General features: G+C 34.5%; 13 protein-coding genes and 2 pseudogenes. 6 read left to right on the top strand and 9 right to left on the bottom strand.

The window, feature by feature from the left end; translation table 11 throughout:
* Window positions 1-271: 271 nt before the first annotated feature.
* The 5 genes from J2Y67_RS26625 to J2Y67_RS26605 all read left to right on the top strand — a co-directional run bounded on the left by J2Y67_RS26625 (window position 272) and on the right by J2Y67_RS26605 (window position 5,367).
* On the top strand, window positions 272-1,159 hold the full coding sequence (locus J2Y67_RS26625; RefSeq protein WP_310179058.1) for a DMT family transporter: 888 nt from the start codon (window positions 272-274) through the stop codon (window positions 1,157-1,159).
* Between the two features lie 270 nt (window positions 1,160-1,429).
* Window positions 1,430-2,182, top strand: coding sequence for an SDR family NAD(P)-dependent oxidoreductase (locus J2Y67_RS26620; RefSeq protein ID WP_310179055.1), 753 nt, complete (start codon window positions 1,430-1,432; stop codon window positions 2,180-2,182).
* 184 nt (window positions 2,183-2,366) lie between these two features.
* Window positions 2,367-2,750, top strand: coding sequence for an IolE/MocC family protein (locus J2Y67_RS26615; RefSeq protein ID WP_310179052.1), 384 nt, complete (start codon window positions 2,367-2,369; stop codon window positions 2,748-2,750).
* Between the two features lie 301 nt (window positions 2,751-3,051).
* The gene (locus tag J2Y67_RS26610) at window positions 3,052-3,453 is read left to right on the top strand and encodes a CBO0543 family protein (protein ID WP_310179050.1); all 402 of its coding nucleotides are present in this window, start codon (window positions 3,052-3,054) and stop codon (window positions 3,451-3,453) included.
* Window positions 3,454-4,965: 1,512 nt separating this feature from the next.
* Entirely contained in the window at window positions 4,966-5,367 is a 402-nt protein-coding gene (locus J2Y67_RS26605) for a hypothetical protein (RefSeq protein WP_310179047.1), read from the top strand.
* Window positions 5,368-5,559: 192 nt separating this feature from the next.
* On the opposite strand, the pseudogene J2Y67_RS26600 reads toward J2Y67_RS26605, so the two are convergent.
* The 3 genes and pseudogenes from J2Y67_RS26600 to J2Y67_RS26590 all read right to left on the bottom strand — a co-directional run.
* A pseudogene (locus J2Y67_RS26600) lies at window positions 5,560-5,788 on the bottom strand (DUF6262 family protein); the annotation flags it as partial.
* A pseudogene (locus J2Y67_RS26595) lies at window positions 5,775-6,029 on the bottom strand (tyrosine-type recombinase/integrase); the annotation flags it as partial. The pseudogenes J2Y67_RS26595 and J2Y67_RS26600, both read right to left, overlap by 14 nt.
* A 56-nt stretch (window positions 6,030-6,085) precedes the next feature.
* Window positions 6,086-9,256: an ATP-binding cassette domain-containing protein gene (locus tag J2Y67_RS26590; RefSeq protein WP_310179045.1), complete on the bottom strand. Its 3,171-nt coding sequence runs from the start codon at window positions 9,254-9,256 to the stop codon at window positions 6,086-6,088.
* A 289-nt stretch (window positions 9,257-9,545) separates the two neighbouring features.
* Here J2Y67_RS26590 and J2Y67_RS26585 point away from each other — a divergent pair, with 289 nt between their 5' ends.
* Window positions 9,546-9,986, top strand: coding sequence for a YaiI/YqxD family protein (locus J2Y67_RS26585; RefSeq protein WP_310179043.1), 441 nt, complete (start codon window positions 9,546-9,548; stop codon window positions 9,984-9,986).
* A gap of 295 nt (window positions 9,987-10,281) precedes the next feature.
* Here J2Y67_RS26585 and lepB read toward each other — a convergent pair whose 3' ends face one another.
* The 6 genes from lepB to J2Y67_RS26555 all read right to left on the bottom strand — a co-directional run bounded on the left by lepB (window position 10,282) and on the right by J2Y67_RS26555 (window position 15,839).
* Window positions 10,282-10,821 carry a signal peptidase I gene (lepB, locus tag J2Y67_RS26580; protein WP_310179042.1) on the bottom strand — a complete coding sequence of 180 codons (540 nt, stop codon included), beginning with the start codon at window positions 10,819-10,821 and terminating at the stop codon, window positions 10,282-10,284.
* A 541-nt stretch (window positions 10,822-11,362) separates the two neighbouring features.
* The gene (locus J2Y67_RS26575; RefSeq protein ID WP_310179041.1) at window positions 11,363-12,751 is read right to left on the bottom strand and encodes an MFS transporter; all 1,389 of its coding nucleotides are present in this window, start codon (window positions 12,749-12,751) and stop codon (window positions 11,363-11,365) included.
* A gap of 90 nt (window positions 12,752-12,841) precedes the next feature.
* Entirely contained in the window at window positions 12,842-13,561 is a 720-nt protein-coding gene (gene deoD, locus J2Y67_RS26570) for a purine-nucleoside phosphorylase (RefSeq protein ID WP_310179039.1), read from the bottom strand.
* Window positions 13,562-13,843: 282 nt separating this feature from the next.
* Window positions 13,844-14,584 (bottom strand): GntR family transcriptional regulator, encoded by a 741-nt coding sequence (locus J2Y67_RS26565; RefSeq protein WP_310179036.1) that lies wholly within the window; start codon window positions 14,582-14,584, stop codon window positions 13,844-13,846.
* Between the two features lie 404 nt (window positions 14,585-14,988).
* A complete protein-coding gene (locus tag J2Y67_RS26560) occupies window positions 14,989-15,168 on the bottom strand; it encodes a zinc ribbon domain-containing protein (RefSeq protein ID WP_310179035.1) in 180 nt (59 codons plus the stop codon).
* Between the two features lie 11 nt (window positions 15,169-15,179).
* Window positions 15,180-15,839, bottom strand: a complete 660-nt coding sequence (locus tag J2Y67_RS26555) for a transposase (protein ID WP_310179034.1) — start codon at window positions 15,837-15,839, stop codon at window positions 15,180-15,182.
* Window positions 15,840-16,082: the final 243 nt, after the last annotated feature.

The following is a 16,082-nucleotide window of genomic DNA, read 5'->3' as shown; positions in this document are numbered from 1 at the left end:
TTAGATGGAACGCGGAATGATGGGAAACTATCACGTTCCGTGCGGAGCAGGGGAAAAGCCGGAGATTACATCAAACGCTTACCTATTGCCAACTTTAGTTTCACAACAAATGTGCTGTTTCAGTAGTCCATTTTTCTTGGTCTTTAATAAGTTATATTGCCGGGTTATTGAAGAAGTATATATAATATATCTAAAATAAAATAATTCTATTTTGAGATATAAGTTTGAACCAAATCAGATATTTAGCTCAAGATATAACGAGGGAAAATAGATGAAATTACAACTTAAAGCTGATTTAATGCTGCTAATGATTACATTTTTTTGGGGTGCATCGATTTTACTTACAAAAATTGGTCTCGACTATCTGCAAGAATATAATTTAATCTCATTACGTTTCACTCTTGCATTTCTTATATCAGGGATTGTATTTTACAAGCACTTAATTAAGACTGATTTTAAAACTGTAAAATATGCTTTTATATTATCGTTTATATTGTTTATTGTTTATGTGTTTGCGACTTTCGGTACGAAGTATACATCCGTCTCGAATGCAGGTTTTTTATTTAGTCTCACAGTCATATTTATACCATTATTATCCTCTATATTCTTAAAACAAACGCCTGAAAAAAAAGTTGTTTTCGGAATTATTTTATCAATAGTAGGAATAGGTCTATTAACCTTACATAACCAATTTAAGATTGGTTTTGGTGATCTGTTTTGTATTCTTTGTGCCTTATTCTATGCGGTTCATATCATGGTTACAGGAGCAGTGGCTAAGCATGTAAATTCCCTTTCACTTGGAGTTTTACAACTTGGTTTTGTTGGACTGTTTAGTATTATTTTCTCTATTTTTATGGAAAAACCAAAACTTCCCGGCAATTATGAGTCATGGTTTGCAATCTTGGCATTAAGTATTTTTTGTACAGGAATCGCTTTCATTGTTCAAATCATTGCCCAGCAACATACCAGTCCAACCCATGCAGGTCTTATTTTTACATTAGAACCTGTTTTTTCCTCTGTTTTTGCTTTCTTTTTCACGGGTGAAACTCTCACATCTAGAGGCTATTTAGGGGCATTACTCTTATTAATAAGTGTTCTAATTGCTGAACTAGATTTTAAAAGTTTATTAAAACTAAATTATAAAAATTATATGGAATAGGTATTTTATGAGGGTATGTAGATTACCATTCTCTACTTTCGGAGTGCGTTACTCTAACAAGCTAAAGTAGCAATAATAATAATTATCTTGATCTTCCGCAATCAGGCGTTTTTCTTATTGGACTAAAGTTTAGTTCAACAAGGAATACTGGTTAAGCTAGATAATAACCGAACTAGAACGTCATTTTAATATATAAAATTTTTCTTCTAAAAGGATTAGGACTTAAATTGTAGAATTACTATTACAACCAAATTTATTAGGAGGAAAGCTGTGCAGGACTTATCAGGCAAAGTGATTCTCATTACTGGAGCAAGTTCAGGGATTGGGCTTGCCACAGCTCATTTAGTGGCATCTAGAGGAGCAAAAGTTATTATTAATTTTCATTCTAATGAGAGGGGGGCTATAGAGGCTGTCCAACTTATTCGAGAAAAAGACGGAGACGCTATTGCTATTCAAGCTGATGTTATGAAAAAAGAAGAAGTGAACTCAATGGTAGAACAAGCTCTTTCTTCATTTGGCACGATTGATGTTTTGGTTAATAATGCTGGGGGTGGAATCCGTCAAAGCAGCTTTATGGATATGAGTGAAGAGTTGTGGGAAAAAACGTTTAGATTAAATGTAAATAGTGTTCTTTTATGCTCTCAAGCCGTATTAAAACATATGATTCATAAGAAGAATGGCAAAATCATCAATGTATCTTCGGCGGCGGCACGAATTGGAGGAGCAGGAGAAAGTATTCACTATGCGTCGACTAAAGGAGCAGTAAATACAATGACCATTGGTATGTCCAGAGAGCTAATTGAATATGGAATTATCGTGAATGGAGTGGCACCAGGAATGGTAGAAACGCCTTTTCACGAGAAATTTGCTCCAAACAATAATCGTCTTGAGCGTATGGCTTCATCTGTACCTATTAAACGGGCTGCAACACCAATGGAAATAGCAGAGGTAATTGCTTTCCTTTCTTCCGATGCTTCAAATTACATATTAGGAGAAATTATAAATGTTAGTGGTGGAAGGTAACAAAAAAGCACTAAAGCTACAGACCTTCTTCTTTCACTAATAGTTGCTTGTGCTTTAAAAAGGGTCGCTGCTGCGGCTCTTTTATTGTTTCACTAACAGGGCAGGTTTGTTGAACAAGAAACAAAACTTTATGAAGTGAGATCATGGTAAAATATGTATAAATAGGGGTGAAGGAGGAACCTATTTGATAAAAAGAAAATATACATTTTTTTTAGTTATTTATTTAATTTCATTAATTTTTGTAAGTGGATGTAATAAACCACCAGAGCAAGATATAGGAGAAGCTGTTTCCAAAACGGAGGATTATTTTAAAAAGTCAAAAGGTATTGATTGTGTTGGAGCATTTGTTGATGACACAGTAAAGTTTAGGCTATTGCTTGAAGAACAACCAACAGTTGATGAAGCAACAAAGTTATTTAACGATGTATTAAAAACTATTGAAAAGTATTCAAACAATGAAAAGACTTGGGATTATTACAACGCCAAATTAGATATAGGATATAAGAATACCATTATTTTTGAAGGAACTAAGGAAGGTGGGGAAAAATTGAAAGTGAAGTCTAAATAGACCTCACCTCTTCTTCAACAACGGTTGCTTGAGCGAAACAAAGAGTCGTAGCTGCGGCTCTTTTTCTTGTTTCACTAACGAGGTTAGTGAAACAAGAAAAAGAACAATCACAGAACCATCCTCGGGATCGGAAGCTTTTGCTTAACTATTGAGCAAATAAAAAGAGAAACTTTTGATAACCCTATGGAAGTAACCTTTACATAAGAAATCAGGTGTTTTTTCCATGTGGTACTGGTATTTAATTGTCTCAGTCGTAATTTTCATGTGTGTTGCTTAGAAGGTTCCGAAACCACTTCCTCCGTTGGAGTATTATGCGACGGTTGCAACATGTCTTTTCATCGCAGAAGTAGTAGACAGATGGACAGATAGATACAGCCTATATGAATTCTGGGTAAGGAAATACATTGATCTACCTACAACCTTTATGATTTTATTTATCTATGCTCCTGCTGCTGTTATCATGATAAGCTGGTATCCACTCAATGGCAGCTGGAAAAAGAAAATTACCTATATTCTGGTATGGTCAATCTTTTCTAGCTTCTATGAATGGACATATTTAAAGATGGGATATTTATATTATCCACATTGGAAATGGTGGTACTCAGCTATTTCCTACCCGTTTCTTTATGGATTCATGTTTTTGCATTTGAAATTCGTCCACTGGGTAAGAGAAACGTTTAGGCAATCTAGTAAGCCTAATTAAAAAAATAATCACCACTTGGTTACTTAAAAAGACATCGTATTTTTGGTTGAAACCTTTCCTGAAGTCAAAGAACACTGGTGGGTACTGATTCAGTTTAATTTCATGCAAAAAGAACGCTAATCCACGAGGGTTCGCATTCTTTTTTGAGAGAGACCGCAATGCGGGAGTTGATCTTAAAGCGTGTACGATGTTCGGGTCTGCTTTATAAAAACATGTATAGGTGTTGCTGGTAATTGATAACTCAATAAAGTGACTTTTATTGAAACTTTCTTGATAGCATATAAAATAATCTTCTAAAGTAAGACTGAACGATACGAATACGAAGGTCAGGCGTAGTGTTTTAATATAGAGTTGGATTCGGAGAACAATTGAATGAAACAATATCACTTAATGCAATCGAATAATGATTCCATCTTCCGCCGAAAAACCTATAGCCATAAACTCTTGATTCCCCGACAGTCGTCAAAAAAAACCAGAAATTGTCTCCGTTTCTAAGCCACATATACGTGAAACGATTCAAACAATGTTGAAGACCCCAGGGATTCTGAGCATAGGGAGACATTTGTTGCATATATCCCATAATTCAAGGTTCACTCCTTATTGAAATTAGACTTATAACCAGTTTATGCTCAAGGTCAAAGCTTGGGTTGGGTGTATGCCCTAAAACAATGTGAGGACTAGGCTAAAAAATAAAGATGACTGGAACAAGATTAGAAAAGAAGTCTATGCTAAGGCAAATAGGCACTGTCAGATTTGCGAAGAGGAAGTCCAATCACTTCACGCCCATGAAGTTTGGGATTGGGATGAAGAAAACCATATTCAACGGCTTGTTGATGCATCTTTTATAGAAAAGCAAGGTTATGAAGTGACCTAAAGAAAGAGGATCGTCAGGTGATTGCTGAAATTCAAATCTTATGAGAAGGAAAAGATGGTGCATAACACACCATCTTTTTTTATAAAATTTCCATCATACTGAGCCGGTACTGCCAAAACGCTCTGAAGCTTGAACAAACCGCGCATAAGATTGTGAAAAAATGCACTTAAAGTTAAATACAGTAATAGCTTAGTTCCATACGGAGCTAAGCTATTTTATTTTTTGAAAACAAAAAGCACCGAAAATCTGAATTTATCAAGACCTAAATCATAAAAAATATAAGAAATAAGGGATGATACATATTATGTTTAATATGTATCATCCCTTATTTCTTATGATTTCACAATCGCGCCAATTTGCTTAAGATCAATGAAAGAGCTGCCGCAACAACCCTTTGTTCAACTGTTAAACCCGTTGGTATTTATTTTATTAGTTGTGTCGAATACCACGATCACTAACAACAGCCAAAATGGATAATTGAGTTTTAAATAAACGACGTACTTGTTTTCAGCTTCCTCTTAATAAATTCAAAAGCATATAGAAGGATCATTCGTGAAAAGTGATAACCCAGATATTGAATCTTTGAAAATTTAACATTTAGTATTCTATACCGTTTCATATATTTTAATCCTAAGAAAATGTACACTATATGGAGAAGAGTATTAGAAATTAAAAATCGAGGGAATTTCACCCCATTATTTCAAAAAAAATTCTCCACTTTTAACAATTCTATTCTTCAATTCAGGCAATGGCTGATTGATCACAACTGCTTTAAGGTGTGTATGGAATCTACCGGAAAGTATTGGGTTCCCGTCTATAACCTTTTGGAGGATACCATCCATATCACTGTTGCCAACCCTAAATGGGTGAAGGCTGAAAAGGAAATAATTACACGTGCCGATGTCTACCTCAAACCTGCATTGGTACAAGTTGCCCATGCAGCCGTGAAATCGGATAAGTCTTCTTACTACAAAACCAAATACGAACGCATTTATAAAAGGAGAGGCGAAAAAGAGCTATTATCGCTATTGCAAGGATGATTCTCACAGTTGTATACAATATGTTTGTTACAGGCGAAGTCCCTTTCTTTTATCAATCATAGGAGCCTCCCACAAGATTTATCATTATTATTCTCTTTTGTTCAGAAACTTTATTCCATTAATGGTCCGTTTGCTTAACAAAAATCAATCAGAACTCTTCAACTATGCTTCGGTAGTGAGGAAGAGGAGGGATTGTTTGGGTGTAGGTACTTGTGATTGCTGTTCTCGTAATGTTTCGATCCTCAAACGGAAGTCCTTGTTGTTATAGAGTGTTGCTTTTGATACATTAGCTTCACTGGATACACTGTTAAAGTTTATTTTTTCATTAGCCTTTTAATGGCTTCATCTACCTTCTGATAGGTGTTAGCCTACGGTTGGCATGAATCGCTTTCAAATGTGCAGAACGGTCATATTCGGCCATTTTTAACACCTAACTTTCGTTTCATCCGATCTTGTCTACCAAAAATAACATTTCCTTCTTGGAGGGTAGTTAAAATGTTTTGATAACGTTGTAGATTCTTTTCGTTTTTCTCTGCAATATCTTCTCGGCCCCGTTGTTTTGCTATTTCAATTGCTTTTGTAGTTGTTTTTACGTGAAGTTCATACTTTTGTTTATCTAACTCTGAAAAACCTACCGCTAAGTCTTTACATGGGGGTTGATTATATACAAAGTGTTTTTATTTCGCTAAAAGTCCATTTTTTCTCTAACCAAAGTAATTTAATTATTTTGCTCCAGGCATTGATAAACCGCCATCATATCTCGTTTATTTAACTCACGAATACGATTGAAAATGGGAATGTCTGCAACCGCTTCTGTATATAAGCTTTCATCAACAACATCACTTACTGTTCCAGATAACCATGTTTTTACTTGTATGCTTTCAACAAGTTCCTTAAGGCCTTCATCATTGATGCCACTTGCATAACAACTTACACATGGAATGGTTAATTTAAACACACCATCATGCAGATTATCTTCTGATATAACTTTCTTTCCTTTACAGAATGGACATGGATGGCTTTTTTTAATTTTATTAATTTCGGTAACCAATTTTTTGTAACCGAATGCTTCATAAACATAGGTTAGTTTTTTGTATTTTCCATTTGTGAAATACTTATCTATGATTGTTTCTCTTGTTTCATTGATAGTAGGAAAATCACAGATGGTCACTTGATTATTGTTGCTAATGGATTCAATCTTATCTTTGACCCAGTCCCAGAATGGTAAGACATTTTGCAATACCATTTCATAACCCGTAAAGCTTGCTTGTTCTAATTCAAACAATTTCAGTGCGACTTGTGTTTTTCTAGGCAGTAAAGAGACATCTGTTGTCAAAATCATATCGCCACCGACAATCGATTTCAGTTTGACGAGTGCAGGTAAATCACCTATTATTTTCAATACTTGGTCAATCGGCAGATTGATTATTTCTCGAATATCTGTGTCTCCAAATTTAATCGGTTTATGGTGGTTTAAAACAGTACCTTCACAAATTGGACATGTAATCTTTTCTTTAGAAGCCTTCATTTGCTCTTTAATCATTGATTTTGAAACGACAATATACATACCAAGAATGGTATTAAAACCTACCCATGTTCTACGTGCCTTGCCTTTCTTATCATAAAATGACTTTTCAAAATACCCGTACCAAAATGTATGCTTTTCTTCATCTGACATCTCATTATAGCTTTTCGTCAGGTCAAACCCGAGTTCATTCTTAATTTCTTCAAATAGAAATTCTAATTTTGGGTATTGATAGAATTTTAATACTTCCATTATTTCCGGATAGAATAGACCATCCCAGAATGGAAGATTTTTGTCTTGAATCACAAGATCTTTATCAAATATTTCAATTTCAAGACGTCCCGAGCATGATGGACAATGATTGTCCTGAGAAAAGAAATCAAAGCTTCTCATATCTTTATTGGTCGGATGCGCCGCCACAATATGGTTAATCAAGCCGCCCATTTCATAAAGAAAACTATATTGACTATACAAATGTCTTTCAAGATCAATGGCAATGACAGGGGCTTGTTTTTTAGAATCGTATTCACCATAAATCAAACGGGCCATTGAGGATAGGCTTTTTAAAATACCGCCCTTATAGACATTTTCTGCATTTTTAAAATAGTCGATATGATTTTCATTTAAATACGTAATGCCATGTTGTGATTTAAGTGTAGACGAAATAGGCGATGGCAGCGCGATCTCTTTCCTATTTTTAGTCTCATAATATTCATGATGACTAACAACATCAAGATTTGTTACAGGTTCATTCTTTCTTTTACCAAAATCAACGATAAAATCAGAACTTTCCATCATATAGGCATTATGTTCAATCATCATAATTGAAACGGATTCATCTTGTAGAATACCTCTAATACTATCAATGAATTGATTTAAAATATTTTGTGATAAACCTTTTGAAGGTTCGTCAAAAATGAAAAGGGTATGAGGATTTCTAGAATTTGCAAACAGTTCCGAGACTAAATGCACACATTGAAATTCACCAGTCGACAAGGATTGTGTTTTTCTATTTAAAGTTAAATAACCTAGTCCAAGTTTGATCAATAAGCTCAAACGTTTATGCGCGATATCTTCATTTGGAAGTTCATCAATGATATCTTCAATTGAGGAATCGAAAATATCTTCAATTGCTTCACTATATTTTGTGATTTTCTTTTTAATATCAAGAAAAGTCGCAACCGTTGACCGACTCGTAATCGATTGGTTTCGATCTTGTCCAACCATAACGAGCTTATCGTTTTTGTATTGCTTCTGGAAATCTTCGGCAATACATTCGTTGACAAGAGTAGATTTACCACATCCAGACTCTCCGGTAATGGTTACAAGTCTATTTTTAGGAATCTGAATTTCAGCCATTTGAATATTACGGCAATATAAATCATGAAAATGATAGTAATCTGTCGGCTCTTCCTCATTTCTTTCTATGTAAACTGGTTTTGGACGCGGTGATTCATCCACGATTTTTCCGCCATATTTACCACTGCCAGGTCCAAAAAATACTTGGTTATCTGTTGTATCAAGCACTGTGTCAGAATGGTCAATAAGCCAAATTTGATTCTTATAGCCTAATTGTTTAATTTGTTCTAAAATTTTTAGTAATGTTCCGTGATCAATACCGACTGATATTTCATCAATGATAATAACTGTATTTTCACTTACAGCCATGAATTCTGCCAGGTAAAGCCGAGTTAATTCTCCCCCAGACAATGTACCCATAATTCTATTTAAGGCTAAGTAACCTATATTCATGTTGATAATGTTATTAAGTATATTCTGTTTTTCTTCACTAATATGTAAATCCTCTGATAGCGAAAGAATCGTTTCAATGCTTAAGCTGTTAATATCTGATATACAATAAGGTTTACCAAATATATCGATTGTATATTGCTCTACTTCCTTGTTATAACGCCTTCCATTACACTTAGGACATTCGACATTTTGGTTACTACCGCGGCCTTTACACTTTGGACACCAGCCTAATTCATTATTAAATGAAAAGACTTCTGGAGAAAGATTGTATTTTTCAGCAAGTCGCTCGCGGATCTCAGTAAACACGCCAGTATGTGTGCCAATGGTTGAACGTGGATTGGAGGAAATGGATGATCTTCCGAGAAAAAGCACTAAAGGCATCTCTTCCATCCTAATGGCACTGAAATTAGTTTCCATAATATTCGGAAATAAATACTGATATTCAGCCTTTGGCAATAAGGAAACGAGACGCTTCTTGGATTCTTCACCAATGGTTTGACAAAATGTAGTTTTACCAGATCCGGACAAACCAGCAATGCCCAACGATTGATCAGTTGGAAGCGCTGCATCTAATTTGATAATATTGTTCGCAATTAATTGATTTATTTTCATATTGATATCCTCCCCATCCCTAAATCTAGTATTGCCATGTTAGCACAACTTCAAATGAATTTGTTGTGTTTTTTCGAATCGGCAAACTCATTTAGTTGTAGACGAGTCAAAATGCATAGCTTGCCAATCTTATATGGTGTAACCTCTTTATTTTGAAACAACTCCTTACTTCAGGTATATAATAAAAAAACTGTTTTTTAAATGATTTTAGGTAATACATCTTTAACATTTGACAAAAGCTAAATCTGCCATTATCATCAACTCGAACTTAATTACGGGAGAGGTAAAGATGAAAATTTATGTTGATGCAGATGCTTGTCCAGTAAAAGATATTATCATCTCTGAAGGTACGAATGCTGAAATTCCTGTTATTCTTGTTACTAGCTTTTCTCATTTTTCTAATGCGGAACAACCAGCAGGAGTGGAAACCATTTATGTTGATTCTGGAGCAGATGCTGCAGATTATCGGATTATGAAGTTAGCAGAAAAAGGCGATATAATCGTTACGCAAGATTATGGTCTTGCTTCGCTAGGTTTAGCAAAAGGGTGTACGGTACTTCACCATAATGGGTATAGCTATACAAATGAAAACATTGACCAATTATTACAAACACGTTATTTAAGTGCAATGGCTCGAAAAAGCGGAAAGCGTACAAAGGGGCCAAAACCATTTACAGCAGAAGATAAGGAGAAATTTAGGGGGCTTTTTAAAAGAGTGATTTCACGTTAAAAAAGAACCGTCCATTTTTAAAACCTAGAAAAATAATATTGTGATTTCATCTCTTTTTTAGAGCATTCACTACACTCACATAATAAACAGCATATTTATTTGATGTATTGTATTATTGGTGCCATGATTTATTATACAAAAAAGACGCGTTTCTAAATAAACGCGCCCGATTGTGGAAGACCAATGCCTAAATCTTATTCGAGATAAGCATCCTTTTGTTTAAGTACAATGCTTCACATACTGAATTTAAATCAAATCCTCACTAAATTGGTGTGTGTGTTTATTGAATACCCTATTATTTTGGTAAACCTATATCTTTTATTGGAAAAAATTGAAGTTTCACTTCCCCTATAATTGAGTCGGCAGAAATAAAACCAAATTTTCTACTATCTTTACTTATCAATCGATTATCTCCTAAAACAAAGAAATAACCATTTGGAACAGTTGTTTTTCCAGTAAGTTCTTTTAATGTGAAATCACCAGTAACTCTCAATGAAATGTTATTATTTCTTTTCACATAAGGTTCCTCATATGGCTTTCCATTAATATATAACACATCATCTTTCATTTCTACGTTATCTCCAGGTAGACCAATTACCCTTTTAATATATCGTTTATCAGCATCTGGTGCATTGAATACAACAACATCAAATCGTTGAATGTCAGATGTTTTACTTATCAAAACTCTATCTTTATCTTGAAATGTAGGTTCCATTGATTCCCCATAAACAGTTGTAGGCGAAAATAAGAAGTTGCGACAAAGAAAAGCTATTATTAATGCAAATGTGATTGATTTGATCCAAGCGTAAACTTCTTTTTTGGTATTTTCTTGCAAAAGAATTCCTCCTAACAAAATTCTAGTTTCGATATAGATTTATTTTGCTTTATGCCCAGAATTATTAACAAAATTTAGTTTACCATCATTAGCAACTGCCAGTTACTTAAACAAGAAAAAAGCGAAGCCTTATTAAAGCATCTCCCCCGTTTTTAATAAAAAATTAGACTTCAACTCTATTACAAAAATTCAATTTTTATAATAATTTTATTTTCGTTATTCATTTCCATCTTACCATATTCTCTATATAAAACCTAATTTTACCATAAGTTTGTTCAATTATCCTACTAACGTCAATTTAAGTAAATACCTTCACAATTTCTATGTTATATTTCAATAAATCTCCTAATCCATTGAAAATCCATCTTTTTTAGGTGTGGTGTTTTTAATGATTCTTGCCATTTTAGCTCTTCTCTTACAACATAAAATTCCAAAGAAATTTTCTATCAAATGAAGTCTAAGGCATAAAAAAAGAACCCTAAACTTTTAGTCTATGGGTTCTAATGATATCCAATAAAAGTAAATGAATGGACAGCTTGACCTATCTCGACACTTTCCGCCCTACTAATCCCCAATACAATACTAAACTGAAAACAGTTATAAGCGCCAGAACAAGTAGGATATTACTATACATAGAAGCATCCGGATTACTAATATATCCAATAAGACGGACCCGCATTGCCGAATGGTCCATCATGGCCGCGGTATAGGCAATTCCAATAGATGCAGCAACATTCAGAATTAAATTAAAGAACCCTACAGCTGTTCCTGAATTTTCTTTGGCAATTGTGCTAATGCAGGAATCGAGCATTGGTGCGTACATGAGCGCAAATGAGCTAGAAAATAAAATCATGGAAACAACAAAAATCACAACAGATGTTTTTACAAAGAATCCGCCTACCAATAGACTAACAATAATCCCAGTCATAGCAATCATGATACATTGCCGGCTTCCCATCACCCTTGCAATCTTTCCAGAAAGCGCCCCGACAGTAGCGGCTAATACGTAAGCTGGAATCAATAACAATGAAATGGTATCAAGTTTCAAACCATAGATTTTTTCAAGCAAAAACGGAAATAAGAAAATATAGGCTAATTGAACAGAATAAATGACAAAAGCAACTCCAAGCAACGAAAGAAACTGCTTATTTTTGAAAAACGCAATTCCGATGAAAGCTTTGGAATTCTTGCTGATATAAATTAGGAATAAAGAAAATGCCACTATAAATAAAAGAAGATACATCCAGTTGAAGTCCGTTATATATAATAATAGTGATGAAGAGATAATCGCAACTAGAAAAAGTCCTGCCACATCCACATGACTGTTCTTCGCCTCTTCCTTAGGAAGGTATTTCAAAATAAACGGAAGGATTAATAGAGTTACTAATGGAACTAAAAATAGAGATGTCCAATGGAAATAGGTAGAAACAAAGCCGCCAGTTAATGCACCGATAATCTGTGAAAGGGCAAAACTACTAGTACTTAATCCTAAAAACTTCTTTTGTTCATTGGCAGGTAAATGTTTCGTTACAAAGATAACATAGAGTGTTTCAGCTGATGCCAAACCAGCCGTTTGAATAATACGGGAGACAACTACTAGTAAAAACGATTGTTGAAAAATATATCCTATTACAGAACCGGCACAGATTAAGATTATCCCGACACTGAATAGTCTTCTGATACAGATGGAATCTGCCAAAGCAGCGTAAACGACTGCCCCGATGCCAATCACAAGACCGGCTAACGTTGCCTGCCAGCTTACGGTTGTTGCTGAAATATGAAAATCTCTAGCCATATCAACAGAAACGATTTTAAATGAGTTATCAATGACCAAACATAATAGAAATAATAGTAAAATAACAGGTACTGCTTTTTTTACATTGTATTCTTTAGCTTCTGTCACAATCGCATTTGCACTTAATGTAGCCATACATTCCTCTCCTCAACGTCTCTAATTTAGATCATCAGGTATTCATCAGCAATTAACCGAATCAAATGCCTGACGATTCTATTTCATCTTTTAAGCCAGTTCCAAGGCAATTTCCATCATATTGGTAAACGCCACTTGTCTTTCTTCTGGTGTCGTTTGTTCATTTCGAATAATATGATCACTTACCGTTAAAATTGTTAACGCGTTCACTCCCGCATAAGCTGCATTCATGTAAAGACCAGCCGTCTCCATTTCTGCACATAAAATCCCCATTTTTCGCCATTTTACCAACGCTGTTTCATCTGCATTATAAAAAATATCGCTCGTAAGGACATTTCCGACATGTACAGGAAGTCCTTTTTGGTCCGCCGCTTTTTTCGCCTTTTCCAATAATTCAAAAGAAGCAATATTGGAAAACTCTCCAGGAAGATTGAATTGGTGAACATAACGGGAATCCGTAGAAGCACCCATGGCAAAAACAATATCGTATAAATTCATATGATCCTGCATGGCACCACAGGTACCGATACGAATCAAATTTTTCACACCAAATACATGAATCAGTTCCCATGAATATAAGCTCATACTCGGCATGCCCATACCTGTTCCCATAACAGATATTTTCTTTCCTTTATATGTTCCTGTATAGCCAAACATATTGCGGACGGAATTAAATTGAACTGCGTCCTCTAAATAAGTTTCGGCAATAAATTTTGCTCTTAATGGATCCCCAGGCAAAAGAATGGTTTCAGCAATCTCTACTCCATTTGGCTTAATATGTGCTGTTTCTTTATGTTGCGTTATATTCATCTTTATTCTCTCCTTTGACTGTTTACTAGGAAGTTTTAGCGTTAGTATTATCAACTTTGTTTCCGCTTTCATCCCCATGTATAATAACCATAAAACTGTACAACATTGTATAGTTGTCTAATAACTTGTATACATTCGAACAAAGAAAAGGATATCATACCTTTTATTTGACGACAACCCATATTTTTTTGAAAATTTGTCTTTTTTGTAAACAAAAAAGTAGTGTATTTCAGAGGAAATACACTACTTTTAAAGAACTCTAATGGATTTTTTCATATTCATTTATTTGGATGCATTAATTTTAATTTGACTAAAATCTTTTGGGATATAGTATTTATTATAAACAACTGGATATTTATCGCTGATAAATACACTTTCTAAAATCAATTCACATTCTTTTCCGCCAAAAATTTGATATTTTAACGATGGAGTATTGACGGAACTGGAGCGTTTGATATCAATGGTTGAGGAATTAGCTAGTTCATATACTTCCTTTTCTAGCATTTCCAAAAGTTTCTTCTCATCCTGTAAATCAAGATTTAAATCGGACACAGCTTCAATCGGCATCATAGTTAAAGCATAGGCGACAACTTTATTACTGCTTTTATACCAGCGTTCTAAAGCAACTACTGCAGTCATTTCTTGTTTTAACACTTGCCTTGCATACTCTGTTACTAAGTCAATCCGGAAATCAAGTTCGACATCATCGATTTTTTCTGTATAGCACTTATACAGGGGATTCCCCAATTTCTCCAAGCCATCGATACTTTCATTTTGATGAAATTTTGTAATAAAATTTCCTTTTCCATGGACATTCTTAACCAATCCATCTTCCTGTAAAAGTGCCAATGCATGTCTCAAGGTCATTCTGCTAACACCAAATTCTTTGGCTAATTCTGGTTCTGTAGGCAGCCTGCTATCAGGTGGAAAAGTACCATCCATAATGAGTTTATACAATTGATCATACACCGTGACAAACAATGGTTTTTTCGTTTTATTGAGTTTATGAAGTTTATTGTTCATTTCTAATTACACCTATAGTTTTACAAATTTATATTCGCATATTTCGTTTTACAGCATAATGTATCCTTTGTTTTATTCTAACTTATTTTCCACTGGAAATTAATACGCTTTCAAAAATTCATCCATTTTTTACAAAGGCTCTTTTCGTAACCTTTGTTGCGATTGGTATAAAATAAGTGAACTAATTGACATCCTCCCCCACCTAAAATCCTAACGGATTTTTGAGGAAGGGGATTCCAACGGAGTTTTTCTGAGAATTTCTCTGAAAAGTTCCTTGGAAAGTTACCGTTACCTCTTCTCAGTCCCATTCTCCGTTTACACAAATTACGGGTAGAGCGTCATCGGCTAGGTGTACAGCACAGTCAGGTGCCTTGCATAGAACATTGAATTCTATACAACGGCTATTAAGCCGCAGTTTTTTCTTCAATTGATGGTCGTGTGGAAATAACAAAGCTGGCATTTACGTCAGCATTTTTCTTATATCCACAAGAGCATTTATACAAAGAACCTCTACGGTTCTTTTTCATTGTATTTCCGCAGTTTGCACATTCCTGGCTTGTTTTGAATGGATTTACTTTTTGCACTTCTAGCTCGGCTAGTTGTGCTTTATAAGCAAGTTTGGTTTCCAAATCAAAGAAAGCCAAGAATTAATGTTTCGGTCACTTCTTTTCCAATATTTCTTCATGGAACGAATATTAGAAAGGTCTTCAATCTTGATGATGGATGCACCGCAATCTTGTGCAAATTTAATTATTTGTTTTGAAATCACATGATTCCAATATTGGATAATACGTTGTTCTTTATCCTCTAATCGCTTAAGTGCTTTCATATTCTTATTTTTCATTAAGATACGTCGTAATCTTGAGAACTTTCTACGTATATGTCCAATATGTTTCCCATCAAAATGAAGGTACTTACCCGTTTCTTTATCGCCAGCAACTGCAATATATTTTAATCCACGGTCCACACCAATAGACTTTTGATTCTGAACTTCGTTCTGCAAATCAAAAGTTATTGAAAAAGAGAAAAACCATTGTCCTTTCTTGAAAAACAATCTACCTTCACCTTTTTTAGGTTTTGAGATATTTCCAAAAGAATTTTGGTAGAACTTTGATTCTTTATCCATTTCACCATTTAAAAGATAATTCACCCAAAACAGGCTATAATCGTTTTTTTTCAATGGTACATATTTATCAACTGTTAGGTTGCCTTCTTCTAAAGTTGGAATTCCCAACTTTAAGAAGCCATTATCCAAAACGCAGCCTCCAATTTTGATTATTAAATGGAATAGAAATTTTCTTCTTAAACGATTGAAAACCTTTGGTTTTCTTATGTTTTTTCCAATCTTGATAACGAGAAACAGCTAGTTTTCTAGCTTTTTGAATTAAAAAAGACCTCTTGAATTTAAAATGTACCCTTTGTAAAGGACATTTTAAAAAAAGCCTAGGCAGTTTTAAGAAGATGATCTCTGTATTGAACAGGGGTCATCTTTTTTAAA

Source organism: Neobacillus niacini (genome assembly GCF_031456445.1).
In the GTDB taxonomy this organism is placed as follows: Bacteria; Bacillota; Bacilli; order Bacillales; family Cytobacillaceae; genus Neobacillus; species Neobacillus niacini_I.
This window is presented reverse-complemented; position numbering and strand designations above follow the sequence as displayed.